This window comes from Streptosporangium sp. 'caverna' (assembly GCF_003203775.1).
GTDB classification, from domain to species: Bacteria; Actinomycetota; Actinomycetes; order Streptosporangiales; family Streptosporangiaceae; genus Streptosporangium; species Streptosporangium subroseum.
In genome coordinates this window covers 10,567,821-10,583,940 of record NZ_CP029711.1, presented here as the reverse complement: position 1 = coordinate 10,583,940, position 16,120 = coordinate 10,567,821, and the positions used below count along the sequence as shown (strand labels likewise).

The following is a 16,120-nucleotide window of genomic DNA, read 5'->3' as shown; positions in this document are numbered from 1 at the left end:
GGTAGTCAGTTGGAGCGGTTAGGGATACCGCGAACCCCGGGGTCGCCCGGGGTTGCCAGGCCATGGTCAGGAAGGGACGGGCCCGCCGGGGTTCCGCATCGGATGGATCTCAAGCGATTTACACGTGGGCCACTGCTGTGGATCCTGGGCATCGTTGTGCTGCTCCTGCTTGTCACCACTCTGTGGAGTGGCGACAGTAACTTCGAGAAGGCCGATACCTCCAAGGTCATCAGCTGGATCGACACAGGTCAGGTTGCCAACGCCAAGATCATCGACAAGGACCAGCGCATCGAGGTCACTCTGACCAACAAGAAGCGCTACTACTCCTCGTGGGTGACCGGCCAGGGCGTCCAGCTCGCAGACCAGCTAGAGGCCGCTTCAAAGAGCGGCAAACTCACCGGTGGCTACACCGTCGACGTGCCGAAGGAGAACTTCCTCGTCGGCCTTCTGGTGAGCTTCCTGCCGATCGTCATCATCGTGCTGATCTTCTTGTTCATCATGAACCAGATGCAGGGCGGCGGTTCCCGCGTGATGAGCTTCGGCAAGTCGAAGGCCAAACTCATCACCAAGGACACCCCGAAGACCACGTTCGCCGACGTCGCCGGTGCGGACGAGGCCATCGAGGAACTGGAGGAGATCAAGGACTTCCTCCAGGCCCCGGCCAAGTTCCAGGCGATCGGCGCCAAGATTCCCAAGGGCGTCCTGCTGTACGGCCCGCCCGGAACCGGCAAGACCCTGCTCGCCAGGGCCGTCGCCGGTGAGGCCGGCGTGCCGTTCTACTCCATCTCCGGTTCCGACTTCGTCGAGATGTTCGTCGGTGTCGGCGCCTCGCGAGTCCGCGACCTGTTCGAACAGGCCAAGACGAACGCTCCGGCGATCATCTTCATCGACGAGATCGACGCGGTGGGCCGTCACCGCGGCGCCGGTCTCGGCGGCGGTCACGACGAGCGCGAGCAGACGCTGAACCAGCTCCTCGTCGAGATGGACGGCTTCGACGTCAAGGGCGGCGTGATCCTGATCGCCGCGACCAACCGGCCCGACATCCTGGACCCGGCACTGCTGCGTCCCGGTCGTTTCGACCGCCAGGTCACCGTCGACCGTCCCGACCTGGAGGGCCGTAAGGGCATCCTCAAGGTGCACGGCCGCGGTAAGCCGTTCGCCGAGGGTGTCGAACTCGACATCATCGCCCGCCGGACGCCCGGTTTCACCGGTGCCGACCTGGCCAACGTGATCAACGAGGCCGCTCTGCTCACCGCGCGGAACGACCAGAAGCTGATCACGATGGAGCTCCTCGAGGAGTCCATCGACCGCGTGATGGCCGGTCCCGAGCGCAAGTCCCGCGTCATGTCGGACCAGGAAAAGAAGATCATCGCGTACCACGAGGGCGGTCACGCCCTGGTCGCGCACGCGCTGCCCAACTCCGACCCGGTCCACAAGATCACGATCCTGTCCCGCGGTCGCGCCCTCGGTTACACGATGACGCTTCCGATGGAGGACAAGTTCCTCGCGACCCGCTCGGAGATGCTGGACCAGCTCGCGATGCTGCTGGGTGGCCGTACGGCGGAGGAGCTCGTGTTCCACGAGCCCACCACCGGCGCCTCCAACGACATCGAGAAGGCCACCTCCATCGCCCGCCGCATGGTCACCGAATACGGCATGAGCGAGCAGCTCGGCGCCCGCAAGTTCGGCAGCGGCAACGCCGAGGTCTTCCTCGGCCGTGAGATGGGTCACGAGCGCGACTACTCGGAGAAGGTCGCCTCCACGATCGACGAGGAGGTGCGCCGCCTCATCGAGGCCGGCCACGACCAGGCCTGGGAGATCCTCGTCGAATACCGTGACGTGCTCGACAACCTGGTTCTCGAGCTCATGGAGAAGGAGACGCTCTCCCGCCAGCAGGTCATGCAGATCTTCGCCCCGGTCGTCATCAGGGAGAAGCGCCCCTCCTACTCCGGCTACGGCAAGCGGCTCCCCTCGGACCGCCCGCCGATCCTCACCCCGAAGGAGCAGTCGGGCAACGGCTCGCTCCCCGCGGGTGAGCCCGCCGGAAACGGTGTGCTTCCCGCCGGTGCCGGTCACCAGGACTCCGTCCCCAGGGACGGGAACTGAGCGTGAGTGGCAAGCCGCTTGAGGTCGACTCGGCCCGGATCGAGAAAGCCGTTCGCGAGATCCTGATCGCGATCGGTGAAGATCCGGACCGAGACGGTCTGCAGAACACCCCGGCGCGCGTCGCCCGTGCTTACGCGGAGCAGTTCGCCGGGTTGAGGCAGACCCCGGAAGACGTCCTGACCACGATCTTTGACGCCGGCCACGACGAGATGGTGCTCGTGCGCGACATCGAGGTCTACTCGACCTGCGAGCACCACCTGGTCCCGTTCCACGGCGTCGCCCACGTCGGCTACATCCCGAACGAGAAGGGGCAGATCACCGGTCTGTCCAAGCTCGCCCGGCTTGTCGACGTATACGCTCGGCGCCCTCAGGTGCAGGAGCGGATGACCTCCCAGATCGCCGACGCGCTCATGAGCGTGCTGGAGCCCCGCGGGGTCATCGTCGTGATCGAGTGTGAGCATCTCTGCATGACCATGCGCGGTGTTCGCAAGCCCGGGGCCAAGACCACCACCTCGGCGGTGCGCGGCCTGTTCCGTGACAGCGACAGGACCCGCGCCGAGGCGATGGCCCTCATCATCCGCTGAGCCTGTTGTCCACAGAAACCTTGCCTTGTCCAGACCGCTTGCGGGCGGTCTGGGCAAGGTTTCTGTGTTATGGGCCGCGGCCCCCTGGGAAAGCACTCCGGCCAGACCTCGGCCGGGCTAATATCGCCACACTCGCCAAGGCCAGGTGCTCCCCGAACGCCTGATCCCGAACGCTCTCCGATCCGCTGACCGCAGCGGGTACGGCCATGCGGTCCGGTGAGCTCCACACCCCCGAATGAGCTCCAACCCCCCGAGTGGAGGAAACAGATGGCGGGCAGATGCCCCGAACGTCGCACCGATCGATGGCTGCCTGCCCCGTGACGGAGGGGCTGGAGGGACCGGAGGGGCTGATTCGTTATGGCGCAAGCCGGACCCACGAGACGGCCGACGGATGTGGAGCGCCTAGGCTTATCGGCATGACTACGTGGAGTGTGCCGGGGATGCCCGATGTGGGCCGGTGCCTTGTGATGGGCGTGGTCAACGTCACCCCCGACTCTTTCTCCGACGGCGGCCAGTGGTTCGACCCGGCGATAGCCGTACGGCACGGCCTGGAGCTGGTCGAGCAGGGTGCCGACATCGTCGACGTGGGCGGGGAGTCCACCAGGCCCGGGGCCGCGCGGGTGTCGCTGGAGGAGGAGCTGGCCAGGGTCGAGCCGGTCATCAGGGAGCTGAGCCGCGAGGGCGTCACGGTCAGCGTCGACACCATGCGGGCCGAGGTCGCCCAGGCGGCCGTGGAGGCCGGGGCGAAGCTGGTCAACGACGTCAGCGGCGGGCTGGCCGACCCGGCGATGCCGAGGATCGTGGCCGCGTCGGGGGTGCCGTACGTGGTGATGCACTGGCGAGGACACAGCCATGCCATGGACAGCCGGGCCGTATACGGCGACGTCGTGACCGAGGTGCGTGAGGAGCTCGCCAAGCGGGTGGCCTCCGTGCTGGCGGAGGGGGTCGCCGAGAACCAGATCGTGCTCGATCCGGGGCTGGGTTTCTCCAAGAACGCCGAACACAACTGGAAACTGATCGCGGGCATCGAGCAGCTCGGAGAGCTGGGCTACCCGCTGATCATCGGTGCCTCGCGGAAACGCTTCCTGGGGCGCCTGCTCGCCGACCCGGATGGCGCCCCGCGCCCTTTCAGCCAGAGTGACGACGCCACACTCGCCGTGACCACCCTCGCCGCGCAGGCGGGGGCATGGTGCGTGCGGGTGCATGACGTACGCCCGAACGCGGACGCCGTCCGCGTGGTGGCCGCAGTTCAGGGAGCGAGATCATGAGCGTCGACACCACCGCCGTCGAGACGGTCAACCAGGCGTTCTACACCGCTATCGAGAACGCCGACCTCGACCGGATGACAGAGATCTGGGCCGAGGACATCGACGGCGAGCAGGTGAGCTGCGTGCATCCCGGATGGCCGATCGTGAACGGCCGGCAGGAGGTGCTGCGCTCATGGGCTCTCATCATGGCCAACACGCCCTACATTCAGTTCGTGCTGACCGACGTCCGCGTCATGGTCCTGGGCGACATCGCGATCCTCACCTGCGAGGAGAACATTCTCACCGCGGGCGACGAAGGTGATTCCAGCTTCGCGGCGGGCAAGGTGGTGGCGAGCAACACCTTCGTCAGATCGTCGGCGGGGTGGCGGCTCTGGTTGCATCACGGCTCACCTGTGCTGCAGGGTGACGACGAAGAGGAAGAGGAATCCGCGTGAGCGAGAGCAGCGAGCGGGCCGCCGAGGAGGGCGATCCGATCCAGGACTCGATGCAGGATCTGATCAGCAATCCGATGCAGGACTGGGTCAGCGACCCGATCCAGGATCGAATCCATGATCGGATCAGTGTGAAGGGGCTGCGGGCCCGAGGGCGGCACGGCGTGCTCGCCGCGGAGCGGGAGCTCGGCCAGGAATTCATCGTCGATGTCACTCTTTTTCTGGATACAGCACCCGCGGCGGCCGGGGACGACCTCACCAAGACCGTCCACTACGGCGAGCTCGCCCAGGATCTGGTGAAGGTCGTGGAGGGAGAGCCCGTCGATCTGATCGAGACCCTGGCTCAGCGCCTGGCGGACGTCTGTCTGTCCCGCGAGCTCGTGTCGTCGGCGGAGATCAGCGTGCACAAGCCCGCCGCGCCGATCCCGCTGCCGTTCGACGACGTGATCGTGACGATCACCCGGAGCCGGGCATGAGGGTCGTGCTGGGGTTCGGCAGCAATCTGGGTGACCGGCTCGCCACGCTGCAGGGCGCGCTCGACGCGCTCTTCGAGGGCCCGGAGCTCACGTTCGTCGCGGTGTCGCCGGTCTACGAGACCGACCCTTTCGGCGGACCGGAACAGGGCCTCTATCTCAACGCCATAGTGATCGCCGAGACCGCGCTGGAACCCTGGGCGCTCCTTGAGCGTGTTCAGGATGTGGAAAACTCCTTCGGCCGGGTCCGCAGGGAGCGCTGGGGAGCGCGCACCCTGGACCTCGACCTGATCACCGTTGGAGACGTCGTCATGAACGACCCCGATCTGACGCTGCCGCACCCCAGGGCGGACGAACGGGCGTTCGTGCTGGTGCCATGGGTGCGGGCCGACCCGGAGGCGGTCCTCTCCGGGCGCAGGGTGGCCGACCTGCTGGCCGACCTGGATCAGGACTACGTACGGCCGCGCACCGATCTGACGCTGAAGAGGCCCGTGTGAAGCCAACCCGTCCCGGCGTGCTCGTCGGGCTCTTCATCGTGTTCGCGATCCTTACGTGGGCACTCCTGAAGCCGCTCTACTCGGACCTGCCGACCGTGCCGTGGACCTCGATCCCGACGGTGCTCCTGCTGGCGATCGGCGAGTTCTACAGCGGATGGATGACAAAGGCCAGGATCGAGCGCAAGCCCGACACCAAGCCCGTCGAGCCGCTGGCCGTGGCCCGCCTCGTGGGCCTCGCCAAGGCCTCCGCGTACGGCGGGGCGATCTTCGCCGGGATCTTCGCCGGATTCACCCTCTACACCGCCGACCTGCTGGACCAGGGCGTGCCCCGGCGCGACTTCCTCATCACCGGCGGCTCGTTCGTCGTCTGCGTGCTGCTGGTCTGCGCGGCCCTCTATCTGGAACACTGCTGCAAGGTGCCCAAGGACTCCAACGAGGAAGACCGCTAGAACCGGCCGCCGAAGAACGCTCCCGGCGCGGTCCGGCCCGAAGAACGCTCCCGCAGCCTCGCCTCCGGCCCGGAGACGCCCCCGGAGCCTCGTGTCCTCCCAGCCCGGAGAACGGCTCCCGGTGCCTCGCCGTTCAGCCTGGAGACGCCTCCGGCACCTCCACCGTCCGCTCCGGGGAGGCTCCTAAGGCTTCGCGGCCCGTCGTCTGCGGCCGAACAGCATGATGACCGGGAACGTGCAGAGCAGCGGGCCGATGACGGCCAGGGGCCTCTCCAGCCACCAGGACAGGTCGGGCGCTCCCTGGCTGGGCGGCGCCCCGCCGAGCAGCCACCAGGTCAGCGCCACCCAGATCGCCATGCCGGTCGTATGGAACAGGAACAGCGGCAGCGCGAACCTGTTGACCGTCTCGTTGACGCGCTGCCACCTCGGGCGCTCCAGCAGGCGCTCCATGGACGGCCTCAGCACCTCCACCAGGCCGATCTGGAAGACCAGCAGCGCCACGATGACAAAGGTCGGCGGCGCCATGTTGGACAGCTTGTCGCCGGGCACGCCCACCATCGAGCCCGGGTAGATGCCCGAGTAGACCAGCCCGAAGAGGCCGAACAGCCCGGTCCACAGGATGGCGACGTCGAACTGGCGGGCCAGGGCCACCACCCTGTCGTAGAAGAACCCCGCCTGGTGGGCCAGGCCCCAGACAATGATCATGTTGAGCCAGCCCACGGCCTCGTAGCCGTAGCGCAGCCGCAGCACGTCGACCACCAGCGCCGCCCCCGCGAGCCAGATGAGAATCAGCACGTCGAAGCGGCGGTGCAGCCACAGCGCGATGGGGAGCAGGGCGATCAGCACGAGGTAGACGGCGATGAACCACAGCGGGCTGATGATGAGCAGGACGACCCGGTCCATCCAGCCGATCCCGAACGCCCACGTCACGATCGCGCCCAGCACGATCCAGGTGACGGCCAGCGCCAGCGCCGGGATCGCGAGGCTGCGGATGCGCCGCCAGACGAAGGTCCCGATGCCCACCCCGCGCTCGCGGGCGCGTTCCCAGGACAGGAGGTGGACGTGCCCGCCGACGTAGAAGAAGAGCGGCAGCACCTGGAGCAGCCAGGTGAGGATCCACAGCCCCGAGGTGAAGCCCAGCGGGCTTGTCGGCGAGGGGCCCTCCGGACCCCACTGCAGGATCGTGAACGCCCAGTGCCAGAGCACCACGACGAGCAGACTGATCGCTCGGAGCCAGTCGACGTATTTGTCCCGCTGCCGTCCGGCCGTCACGCGGGGACTCGTGTCCCCACCACGTTCGCTCATGCAGTCCTACCGTGCCTCATTTGTCGATGTCGCCGACGACGAAGAACATCGAGCCGAGGATGGCGACCATGTCGGAGATCAGGTGACCGGGGAGCATCTCCCGCAGCACCTGGACGTTGTTGTAGGAGGCCGAGCGGAGCTTCATCCGCCACGGAGTCTTCTCTCCGCGGGAGACCAGGTAGTAGCCGTTGATGCCCAGCGGATTCTCGGTCCAGGCGTAGGTGTGGCCCTCGGGCACCTTGAGCACCTTGGGCAGGCGCTGGTTGATCGGCCCCTGCGGGAGTTCGAGGAGTCGCTCCACGCAGGCGTCGGCCAGATCCAGGGAGACCTTCACCTGCTCCAGCAGCACCTCGAACCGGGCGTGGCAGTCTCCGGCGGACCGGGTGATGACCTTCACCGGCAGCTCGCCGTAGGCCAGGTAGGGCTCGTCCCTGCGCAGGTCGATGTCCACGCCCGAGGCGCGGGCGATCGGGCCGCTCACGCCGTACTGCATGATCGTCTCGCGGTCCAGGACGCCCACTCCGCGCGTGCGAGCGACGAAGATCTCGTTTCCGACGATCAGGTTCTCGATGTCGGGCAGCCGCCGCCGTACGTCGGCGACGGCCCGGGAGACCCGGTTCGCCCAGCCCAGGGGCAGCTCCTCCTTGAGGCCGCCGACCCGGTTGAACATGTAGTGCATGCGACCGCCGGAGATCTCCTCCATCACGGCCTGGAGGGTCTCACGTTCCCGGAACGCGTAGAAGACCGGGGTGATCGCGCCGAGCTCCAGCGGGTAGGACCCCAGGAACATCAGATGGCTCAGCACCCGGTTGAGCTCGGCCATCAGGGTGCGCGTCCAGACCGCCCTGACCGGCACCTCCATGCCGAGCATCCGCTCCACCGCGAGCACGACGCCCAGCTCGTTCGAGAAGGCCGACAGCCAGTCGTGCCGGTTGGCCAGCACGATGATCTGCCGGTAGTCGCGCACCTCGAACAGCTTCTCCGCGCCGCGGTGCATGTAGCCCACGACCGGCTCGGCCGAGCTGATCCGCTCGCCGTCCAGCGTGAGCCGCAGCCGCAGCACCCCGTGCGTGGACGGATGCTGCGGCCCGATGTTGAGGACCATGTCCTCGGTCGCGAGCTCCTTGCCGTGCGTTTCCGGCACGGCCTCCGCTCCGGCCCCGATGCCCACGCTTACCGTCCGGGGCGCGCCTTCGGCATGGGGCTCAGTCATAAGACCCATGCTGCCACGTCATCCGCGCGACACAAGATCCTGCAGAGCGGTGATCAGACGATCGACGTGTTCTTCGGTGGTGCCGATGCCGATGGAGGCGCGGACGGCGGAGGCGGTGACGTCGTCGCAGCCGCCGTCCGCGGTACCGAGGAGGTGGCGGACGAACGGGTGGGCGCAGAACTTGCCGTCGCGTACGCCGATGCCGTAGTCGCCGGACAGGGCCTCGGCGACCTCGCGGGCGGTGAAGCCCTCGACCACGAAGGAGACGATGCCGACGCGGGGGTGGTCGGGGCCCCACAGGGAGAGCTCGTGCACGCCCCGGACCGCGGTGATGCCGGCGCGCAGGCGGTTCAGGAGGCGCTCCTCCTCGCGGAGCAGTACGGTCCAGCCGGTGGCGGTCAGGGCGTCGCAGGCGGCGGCCAGCGCGACGGCGCCCAGGACGTTCGGGGTGCCGGCCTCGTGGCGGGCCTCGGGGTCCTCGTGCCACTCGGTCTCGTCGTCGTTCACGGCCTTCACCGCGCCGCCGCCCTTGAGGTACGGCTCCGCCTCCGCCAGCCAGTCCGAGCGGCCGATCAGGGCGCCCGTGCCGAACGGGGCGTAGAGCTTGTGACCGGAGAAGACCACGTAGTCCAGGTCGAGCGCCGTCAGGTTGAGGCGGCGGTGCGGGACGAGCTGGGCGGCGTCGACGAGGATGCGGGCGCCGTGGCGGTGGGCGATGTGGGCCAGGGCGGCGATCGGCCAGAGCTCGCCGGTGACGTTGGAGGCGGCGGTGACGACCAGCAGCTTCGGACCGTCGATCTCCGCGAGGGCCTCGTCGGCGGCGCGGACGGCCTCGCCGGGAAAAGCGGGAATCCCGAGCCGTACGGCGGTGCCCCAGGGCAGGAGCGAGGCGTGGTGCTCGGTGTCGAAGACCACGGCGGTGGTCCCCTCGGGCAGGCTGCGGGCCAGCAGGTTGGTCGCGTCGGTGGTGTTGCGAGTGAAGATCACCGAGTCGTCGGGACGGGCGCCGGCGAAGGCGCGGACGGTGTGCCGGGCCTGCTCGTAGCGGGCCGTCGTGAGCTGGGACGCGTACCCGGCGCCGCGATGGACGCTGGAGTATGCCGGGAGCGCGGCGGTGACGGCGGCGCTCACCGGCTCCAGACAGGGCGCGCTGGCGGCGTAGTCGAGGTTGGCGTAGGGGACCAGCCTGCCGCCCCTGACCGGGACCTCCAGGTCGGAGCCGAGCACCGCGGGAATCCGCCGCTCCGAGGGCACCTGGGGCGCCGGGGCGGTCACGGGCGTGGAGGCGGGGGTGAAAATCGTCAGTGTGGACACGCCAGGTCTCCTTCGAGGTCATCGGACCCCAACCCATGGCGTTGGTGCATGGAGCCCGCGCTTGCCCGACACGCGACGTGCCGGGCCAGGTCCTCACCCGGGGCACCCCGCCGCGGACGCGAGGGTTGCCGGCCAGCGAGCCGGGGCTTGTCACTGGCACTCATGACCTACCTGGGAACTATAACCGACGCCTGACCGTGCCCTGCAAGTACTGAATGTGGCCGGCGTCGGTCCGCATCGCGTTCGGCCGCCCCCTCGATGGCCTGTCCGAATACGTTCCACTGGCGATTCCGCGTGAGGCCCGGTCGTCTCCCCGATGGCTCGTCCGAATGCGTTCCGCGTCGTGCCCGGCGGTCCTCCCACGGCCTGTCCGAGCGCGTGCCGGGTCAGGTCCGGTGATCTTCCTGCGGCCTGTCCGAGTGCGTTCCGCGTCGTGTCCGGCGGTCCTCCCACGGCCTGTCCGAGCGCGTTCCGTGTCATGCCCGGCGGTCTTCCTGATGACCTGTCCGGGTGTGTCCCGGCGCTTCCCGGGACCGCCCGACGGTGCCCACATGTGTCGAATGTGATCAGTGTTTATTCCCGGGAAGGAACTCAGAGCGTCCCCCAGTCGTCGAGGCAGTCAGTCGGCAAAGCGTCCCGGCCGCCGGCCGACCAAGGAGGAATCAATGGACTGGGTGACCAACCCGGAGATATGGATAGGGTTCTTCACCCTTGTCGCGCTCGAGATCGTCCTGGGCATCGACAACATCATCTTCATTTCGATCCTCGCAGGAAAGCTCCCTCCCGAGCAGCGTGACAAAGCCCGCAAGCTCGGCCTCATGGCCGCCCTGGTCAGCCGACTGGCCCTGCTGTTCGCGCTGTCGTGGGTGGTGAAACTCACATCGCCGTTCTTCGAGGTCTTCGGGCAGGGGATATCCGGGCGCGATCTGATTTTGATACTCGGCGGGCTGTTCCTGCTGGGCAAGAGCGTCTTCGAGGTGCACGACAGCCTGGAGGGCAAGTCCGGCCACGCCGGAGGCAAGGTGGCGGCCTCCTTCACCGCCGTGATCCTGCAGATCATGGTCCTCGACATCGTCTTCTCGCTCGACTCCGTGATCACCGCGGTCGGCATGGTCGACGAGCTCGGCGTCATGATCGCGGCCGTCATCGTCTCGGTCATCGTGATGCTCGTCGCCTCCGGGCCGATCAGCCGCTTCGTGGACCGGCATCCGAGCATCAAGATGCTCGCCCTGTCCTTCCTGGTGCTGATCGGCGTCGTGCTCATCGCCGAGGGCTTCGAGCAGCACATCTCCAAGGGCTACATCTACTTCGCGATGGCGTTCTCGCTCCTGGTGGAGCTGTTGAACATCCGGATGCGCAGCAAGGCGGGCCGGGAGGAGCCGGTGGCGCTGCACCAGCGCTACGCGGCCGAGGGCGGGACGGACGACCAGAAGGGCGGAGCGGCCGGCCCAGGTCAGGTGGAGAAGCAAGCCGCCGAGGGCCAGGCGGGAGAGCCGACAGGTTCCTCTCAGGGCAAGGATCAGGTGGGCGGACAGGCCGGCTCCCACGAGGGCAAGGGGTAAATGGGCGGACGGACCGGTTCCTCCGGGGACAAGGGCCAAGCGGGTGAGCGGATCGGTTCCTCCGAGGCCGAGAGCCAGGCGGGAGGGCCGGTCTGTTCCCCTGAAGGTAAGGCCGGGCGGGAGGGCCGGTCGGTTCCCCGGGGGTAAGGACCAGGTGGGTGAGCGGATCGGTTCCCCCGAGGGCAAGGGGCAGGCGGACGAGCGGACCGACCCTTAGGTCAGGATTACGATGCTTACGTGCGCTTTGATCCTTGGAATCCGGAATTCGTCGCCCATCCCTATGACGTCTACGACGAGCTGAGGCGGGAGCGGCCGGTCAGTTTCTTCGAACCGACCGGCCAGTGGCTGATCGCCCGGCACGCCGACGTCAACGCGCTGCTGCGCGACCGCCGGCTCGGCCGTTCCTACCTGCACGTGGCCACGCACCAGGAGTTCGGCAAACCGGGCGACCCCGAGTTCCAGGACCCGTTCTGGCGGGTCATCAGGGCCGGGATGCTCGACGTCGAGCCGCCTGTGCACACCCGGCTCAGGCGGCTGGTGTCCAAGGCGTTCACCCCGCGCATGGTCGAGGCGCTCCGTCCCAAGGTCGCCAGGATCGCCGGTGAGCTCGTCGACGCGTTCGTCGAGCGTGGCGGCGGAGACCTCATCTCCGAGGTCGCCGAGCCGCTCCCGGTGACCGTGATCGCGGAGATGCTCGGCGTGCCCGAGGCCGACCGGCACCTGCTGCGGCCCTGGTCGGCCGACATCTGCGGGATGTACGAGCTCAACCCCTCGGTCGAGGCCCAGCACACCGCCGTGCGCGCGGCCGAGGAGTTCTCCGACTATCTCATCGGGCTGTCCCGCAGCCGCAGGGCGAACCCCGGTGACGACCTGATCAGCGCCCTCGCCCTGGTGGCGGAGGAGGGCGACAAGCTCACCGAGGAGGAGCTGGTCGGCACCTGCGTGCTGCTGCTCAACGCCGGGCACGAGGCCACCGTCAACGTCACCGGCAACGGCTGGTGGTCGCTGTTTCGCAACCCGGCCGAGCTGGACCGGCTCCGCGCCGACCACGGCCTGCTGCCCACCGCGGTCGAGGAGATGATGCGCTGGGACACCCCGCTGCAGATGTTCGAGCGCTGGGTGCTGGAGGACATCTCGGTCGGCGGGTTCGACATCCCGCGCGGCACGGAGGTGGCGCTGCTGTTCGGCTCCGCCAACCGCGACCCCGAGGTGTTCGCCGACCCCGATCGCCTGGATGTGGGCCGGGTGGACAACCCGCACATCTCCTTCGGCGCCGGCATTCACTTCTGCCTGGGCGCGCCGCTGGCCAGGATCGAGCTGATCGAGTCGTTCGGCGCGCTGCTGCGCCGGGCACCGAAGCTGGAGTTGGCCGCCGAGCCCGTCTGGGGATCCGGCTACGTCATCCGGGGCCTGGAATCCATCCAGGTCCGGGTCTGAACGCAGGCCTGAGTTCGAGCCCGGGCCGGTGTCCGGGCGAGCCGAGCCCAGGTCCGGGTTCGGGCTCGGCTTCTGGCCTGAGTGAGCCGGTCTCAGGCCGGGTCCGGGTCGGAGTCCGGGTCCGGGCAGACCGGTCTCAGGTCGGGTCCGGGTCCGGGTCCGAGTGAGCCGGTCTCAGGTCCGGGGTTGACGGCTCGGGTCCGTCTGAGTGAGCCGGTCTCAGGTCCGGGGTTGGCGGCTCGGGTCCGTCTGAGCGAGCCGAGCTCAGGTCCGGGTCTGAGCAAGCCAGCCGAACCCGCCGAGCCCCTCGGTGGCGATCAGCTCCGCCTCCTCGGACGCCCTCGTGAGGGCCAGGAGATATCCGCGCGGATCACTGCGGGCTTGGTCGAGGGATGGGCGCGTCCCGGTGATGCCCAGGGCGCGCAGCGCCTCCCGCTGGGTGGTCAGGGTCGTCGTGACGGCTCCGGCACACTCCCCGGCGAAGGCGCAGGAGTCGAGGGCCACGTGCGCGGTGACGTCGCACGATCCGTCCGGCACGGGCGCGACCATCGATCCGTCGCGGTATCCGGCCAGGGTGCCGTACGGCGGGCGGTCGTCCACGGGGTGCGCGTAGTCGATCGCGATCGCCCGGCCGCCTGTCAGCCGTACGATCACCGAAGCCCAGGCCTCGTCGCGGGGCCTGCCGATCTCCGCCCGCTCGCCTGTGGCCCGCATCGGCCACCAGCGGGCCAACCAGGCCAGGTCGGCCTCATGAGGCCTCTCGCCCAGCCTTTCCTCACCGTCTGAGACGTTGACCATGACCAGCCGGGGTCCGTCCGCCGTCTGCTCGACGATGTCCACGGGAATGTTGTCCAGCCACTCGTTGGCGATCACCAGCCCGCAGATCGCGTCGGGAACGGCCGCCGCCCACCCGATCTCCTCCGGTAGCCGGGCGGGCCGGGAGGCCAGGTCCACTCCGATGACCCGCAGCCGGGAACGGAGCTCGGGGGGCGCGACGGCGAGCACGCCGGCCGCCAGCCCGCCCTCACCGGCGCCGATGTCCACGAGATCGACCACCGGAGGGTGGCCGAGCGCGCCGTCCACCGCGACGAGCTCGCGCAGCATGGCCCTGGCGAATGCGGGAGAGGCGCCGACGGAGGTCCTGAAATGTCCGGAGGGACACTCTCGAAGGTAGAAACCGTTCTCGCCGTAGAGAGCCTGTTCCATCGCGGCACGCCAGGTGAGCCACATGTCCACAGACGCTACCCGCTTCGGTGAGGGGAAGAGATCAACACTTGATGACGCTCTGGGCGGGGCACGACTCCATTCTGTCACCGATCAACGCGGTCGTCGCCGATGTCGCGGCGGTGAATGCCCGCTCGAACCGGGGCCGGGCGCCTCAGCGAAGAACCCGGCCGGCCGGCGTTCGCGCTCAACTTTTCCTGCATGTGGCCAACGCCTTGTCCGTCATGTATCAGAACCCGGTCGCCGTCGACCGGCACGCCGGGGACTCGCCGACCGCCTACGGGCGGCCGGTCTCCGATCCGCCGCTTCACCGGGCCACAGCAGGGCGGACACCGTTCGGCGGCCCGCGCGCGCCGTCGTCATTCCGCCTCCGACGTGTCCGAACACGCGCCTTGCCACAGTTGGGATGGTCCGGCCCGTTACGCTGGTCAATTGGGCATGGAGCCTCCACGTGGTCAAAGGACGGGACGCCATGGACGCAGTCGACCGCCCGGCACGGCTAGCCGTCGGCGTGATTGGAGCGGGCAGGGTCGGTTCGGCGCTCGGTGTCGCCCTCGCGAGAGCGGGGCATCGGGTCGTCGCCGCGAGCGGAGTCTCCGACGCCTCCAGAGATCGGGCCGCCGAGCGGCTCGGGGTTGTCACCAGCCGCCCCGAGGACGTGGTGGCCCAGTCGGACCTCGTCCTGTTGACGGTTCCCGACGACGCGCTGCCCGACCTGGTCGCGGGCCTGGCCGGCACGGGCGCCGACCTACGGGGCAAGCTGGTGGCCCACACCAGCGGAGCGTACGGCCTGGCGGTGCTGAACCCGGCGATCAAGGCCGGTGCGCTGCCCCTGGCGCTCCACCCGGTGATGACCTTCACCGGCAGGGACGACGACCTGCGCCGCCTCACCGGCATCTCCTACGGGGTCACCGCGCCCGACCCGCTCCGCCCGGTGGCCGAGGCCCTGGTCATCGAGATGGATGGCGAGCCCGTCTGGATCGAGGACGAGAACAGGCCGCTCTACCACGCGGCACTCGCGGCGGCGGCGAACCACATGGTGACGCTCGTCGCGGAGTCCTCGGAGCTGTTGCGGAAGGTCGGCGTGGACCAGCCGGGCCGGATGCTCGGCCCGCTGCTCGGCGCGGCCCTGGAGAACGTGTTGCGGCTCGGCATCGCCGGGCTGACGGGCCCGGTGGTACGCGGTGACGCCGCGACCGTCCGCAAGCACGTGGACGCGCTGATCCTGGCGGCACCCGAGGCTGCCGACGCCTATGTCGCCCTCGCTAGGCTCACGGCGGACCGGGCGCTGGCGGCCGGGCTGCTCAAGCCCGAAGCCGCCGAGCGCCTTCTGGACGCGCTGGGAGGAAACGTATGGACGTGATCGTGGCGGGCGACCGCGCCGAGCTGGTGAAGGCGCGCGAGGCACTGGGGATCGGCGAGAAGATCTCCTCGGGGAAGGCCACGCTGGCGCTGGTGCCGACCATGGGCGCGTTGCACGAGGGCCACCGTTCGCTCCTGCGGCTGGCCCGCGAGAAGGCCGATCACGTCGCCGTGAGCATTTTTGTGAACCCGCTCCAGTTCGGCCCGACCGAGGATTTCTCCCGATATCCCCGGACGTTCGACGCCGACCTGGAGATCTGCGCGGCCGAGGGTGTGAGCCTGGTTTTCGCTCCCGCCGCCGAGACCATGTACCTGCCGGACAGGCAGGTGGGCGTCTCCGCGGGAGGGATGGGCGCGATCGTCGAGGGGGCGTTCAGGCCGGGGCACCTCGACGGTGTGCTGACCGTGGTGCTCAAGCTGTTCAACCTGGTCCAGCCGGATGTGGCGGTGTTCGGGCAGAAGGACGCCCAGCAGCTCGCGATGATCCGCCGGATGGCGGTCGATCTCGACCTGCCGATCTCCATCGTCGGTGCGCCCACGATCCGGGAGGCGGACGGCCTGGCGCTGTCCAGCCGTAACCGCTACCTGTCCCCGAACGACCGGCGGGCGGCGCCGGCCCTGTCCCGGGCCCTGTTCGCGGGTGCGGAGCAGCGGACGCCGGGAGAGATTCGCCGGACCGCGCACGCCGTGCTCGAGAGTGAGCCGTCACTCGACCTCGACTACCTGGTGCTGGTGGACCCGGCGACCTTCGCCGAGGTCGGCGAGGACCACGCGGGTGAGGCGATTCTCGCCGTGGCCGCGAAGGTGGGATCCACCCGGTTGATCGACAACGTGATCGTCACCCTTTGACGTCCCCCGGACCCTCCGGCCTCTGACGGGGGCGAACCGAGAACGT

At 68.8% G+C, this 16,120-nt stretch carries 15 protein-coding genes and 1 riboswitch; of the genes, 11 read left to right on the top strand and 4 right to left on the bottom strand.

Translation table 11 applies throughout. The features are described from left to right. Nucleotides 1-102: 102 nt before the first annotated feature. From ftsH to DKM19_RS45710, 7 genes are all read left to right on the top strand, one after another. Nucleotides 103-2,106 carry an ATP-dependent zinc metalloprotease FtsH gene (gene ftsH, locus DKM19_RS45740; RefSeq protein ID WP_110704864.1) on the top strand — a complete coding sequence of 668 codons (2,004 nt, stop codon included), beginning with the start codon at nucleotides 103-105 and terminating at the stop codon, nucleotides 2,104-2,106. A 2-nt stretch (nucleotides 2,107-2,108) separates the two neighbouring features. Continuing rightward, complete coding sequence (folE, locus tag DKM19_RS45735) at nucleotides 2,109-2,690, top strand: GTP cyclohydrolase I FolE (RefSeq protein ID WP_110704863.1); 582 nt, start codon at nucleotides 2,109-2,111, stop codon at nucleotides 2,688-2,690. A 416-nt stretch (nucleotides 2,691-3,106) separates the two neighbouring features. After that, entirely contained in the window at nucleotides 3,107-3,958 is an 852-nt protein-coding gene (folP, locus tag DKM19_RS45730) for a dihydropteroate synthase (RefSeq protein ID WP_110704862.1), read from the top strand. Beyond that, a complete protein-coding gene (locus tag DKM19_RS45725) occupies nucleotides 3,955-4,392 on the top strand; it encodes a nuclear transport factor 2 family protein (protein WP_089212573.1) in 438 nt (145 codons plus the stop codon). Before folP ends, DKM19_RS45725 begins: the two co-directional genes overlap by 4 nt. A gap of 74 nt (nucleotides 4,393-4,466) precedes the next feature. Beyond that, complete coding sequence (folB, locus tag DKM19_RS45720; protein WP_110706456.1) at nucleotides 4,467-4,865, top strand: dihydroneopterin aldolase; 399 nt, start codon at nucleotides 4,467-4,469, stop codon at nucleotides 4,863-4,865. Next, nucleotides 4,862-5,359: a 2-amino-4-hydroxy-6-hydroxymethyldihydropteridine diphosphokinase gene (folK, locus tag DKM19_RS45715; protein WP_110704861.1), complete on the top strand. Its 498-nt coding sequence runs from the start codon at nucleotides 4,862-4,864 to the stop codon at nucleotides 5,357-5,359. Before folB ends, folK begins: the two co-directional genes overlap by 4 nt. Then, nucleotides 5,356-5,808: a DUF3180 domain-containing protein gene (locus DKM19_RS45710; RefSeq protein ID WP_110704860.1), complete on the top strand. Its 453-nt coding sequence runs from the start codon at nucleotides 5,356-5,358 to the stop codon at nucleotides 5,806-5,808. The genes folK and DKM19_RS45710 overlap by 4 nt, the downstream gene beginning before the upstream one ends. 183 nt (nucleotides 5,809-5,991) lie before the next feature. Here DKM19_RS45710 and DKM19_RS45705 read toward each other — a convergent pair whose 3' ends face one another. The 3 genes from DKM19_RS45705 to DKM19_RS45695 are packed head-to-tail and all read right to left on the bottom strand — an operon-like array spanning nucleotide 5,992 to nucleotide 9,640. Then, on the bottom strand, nucleotides 5,992-7,113 hold the full coding sequence (locus tag DKM19_RS45705; RefSeq protein ID WP_110704859.1) for an acyltransferase: 1,122 nt from the start codon (nucleotides 7,111-7,113) through the stop codon (nucleotides 5,992-5,994). Between the two features lie 16 nt (nucleotides 7,114-7,129). Then, nucleotides 7,130-8,326, bottom strand: coding sequence for an NADH-quinone oxidoreductase subunit D (locus DKM19_RS45700; protein ID WP_110704858.1), 1,197 nt, complete (start codon nucleotides 8,324-8,326; stop codon nucleotides 7,130-7,132). An 18-nt stretch (nucleotides 8,327-8,344) separates the two neighbouring features. Next, a complete protein-coding gene (locus tag DKM19_RS45695; protein WP_110704857.1) occupies nucleotides 8,345-9,640 on the bottom strand; it encodes an aminotransferase class V-fold PLP-dependent enzyme in 1,296 nt (431 codons plus the stop codon). 52 nt (nucleotides 9,641-9,692) lie between these two features. After that, nucleotides 9,693-9,808: riboswitch (SAM riboswitch) on the bottom strand. A 497-nt stretch (nucleotides 9,809-10,305) separates the two neighbouring features. Between DKM19_RS45695 and DKM19_RS45690 the strand changes: the two genes are divergently transcribed. Both DKM19_RS45690 and DKM19_RS45685 read left to right on the top strand, forming a co-directional pair. Continuing rightward, the gene (locus DKM19_RS45690) at nucleotides 10,306-11,202 is read left to right on the top strand and encodes a TerC family protein (RefSeq protein WP_110704856.1); all 897 of its coding nucleotides are present in this window, start codon (nucleotides 10,306-10,308) and stop codon (nucleotides 11,200-11,202) included. Between the two features lie 237 nt (nucleotides 11,203-11,439). Beyond that, on the top strand, nucleotides 11,440-12,639 hold the full coding sequence (locus DKM19_RS45685) for a cytochrome P450 (protein ID WP_110704855.1): 1,200 nt from the start codon (nucleotides 11,440-11,442) through the stop codon (nucleotides 12,637-12,639). A gap of 264 nt (nucleotides 12,640-12,903) precedes the next feature. Here DKM19_RS45685 and DKM19_RS45680 read toward each other — a convergent pair whose 3' ends face one another. Next, nucleotides 12,904-13,869 (bottom strand): SAM-dependent methyltransferase, encoded by a 966-nt coding sequence (locus DKM19_RS45680; protein WP_110706455.1) that lies wholly within the window; start codon nucleotides 13,867-13,869, stop codon nucleotides 12,904-12,906. Between the two features lie 466 nt (nucleotides 13,870-14,335). Between DKM19_RS45680 and DKM19_RS45675 the strand changes: the two genes are divergently transcribed. Further along, on the top strand, nucleotides 14,336-15,226 hold the full coding sequence (locus DKM19_RS45675; protein ID WP_110706454.1) for a Rossmann-like and DUF2520 domain-containing protein: 891 nt from the start codon (nucleotides 14,336-14,338) through the stop codon (nucleotides 15,224-15,226). Next, on the top strand, nucleotides 15,217-16,074 hold the full coding sequence (gene panC, locus DKM19_RS45670) for a pantoate--beta-alanine ligase (RefSeq protein ID WP_110704854.1): 858 nt from the start codon (nucleotides 15,217-15,219) through the stop codon (nucleotides 16,072-16,074). Before DKM19_RS45675 ends, panC begins: the two co-directional genes overlap by 10 nt. Nucleotides 16,075-16,120 lie beyond the last annotated feature (46 nt).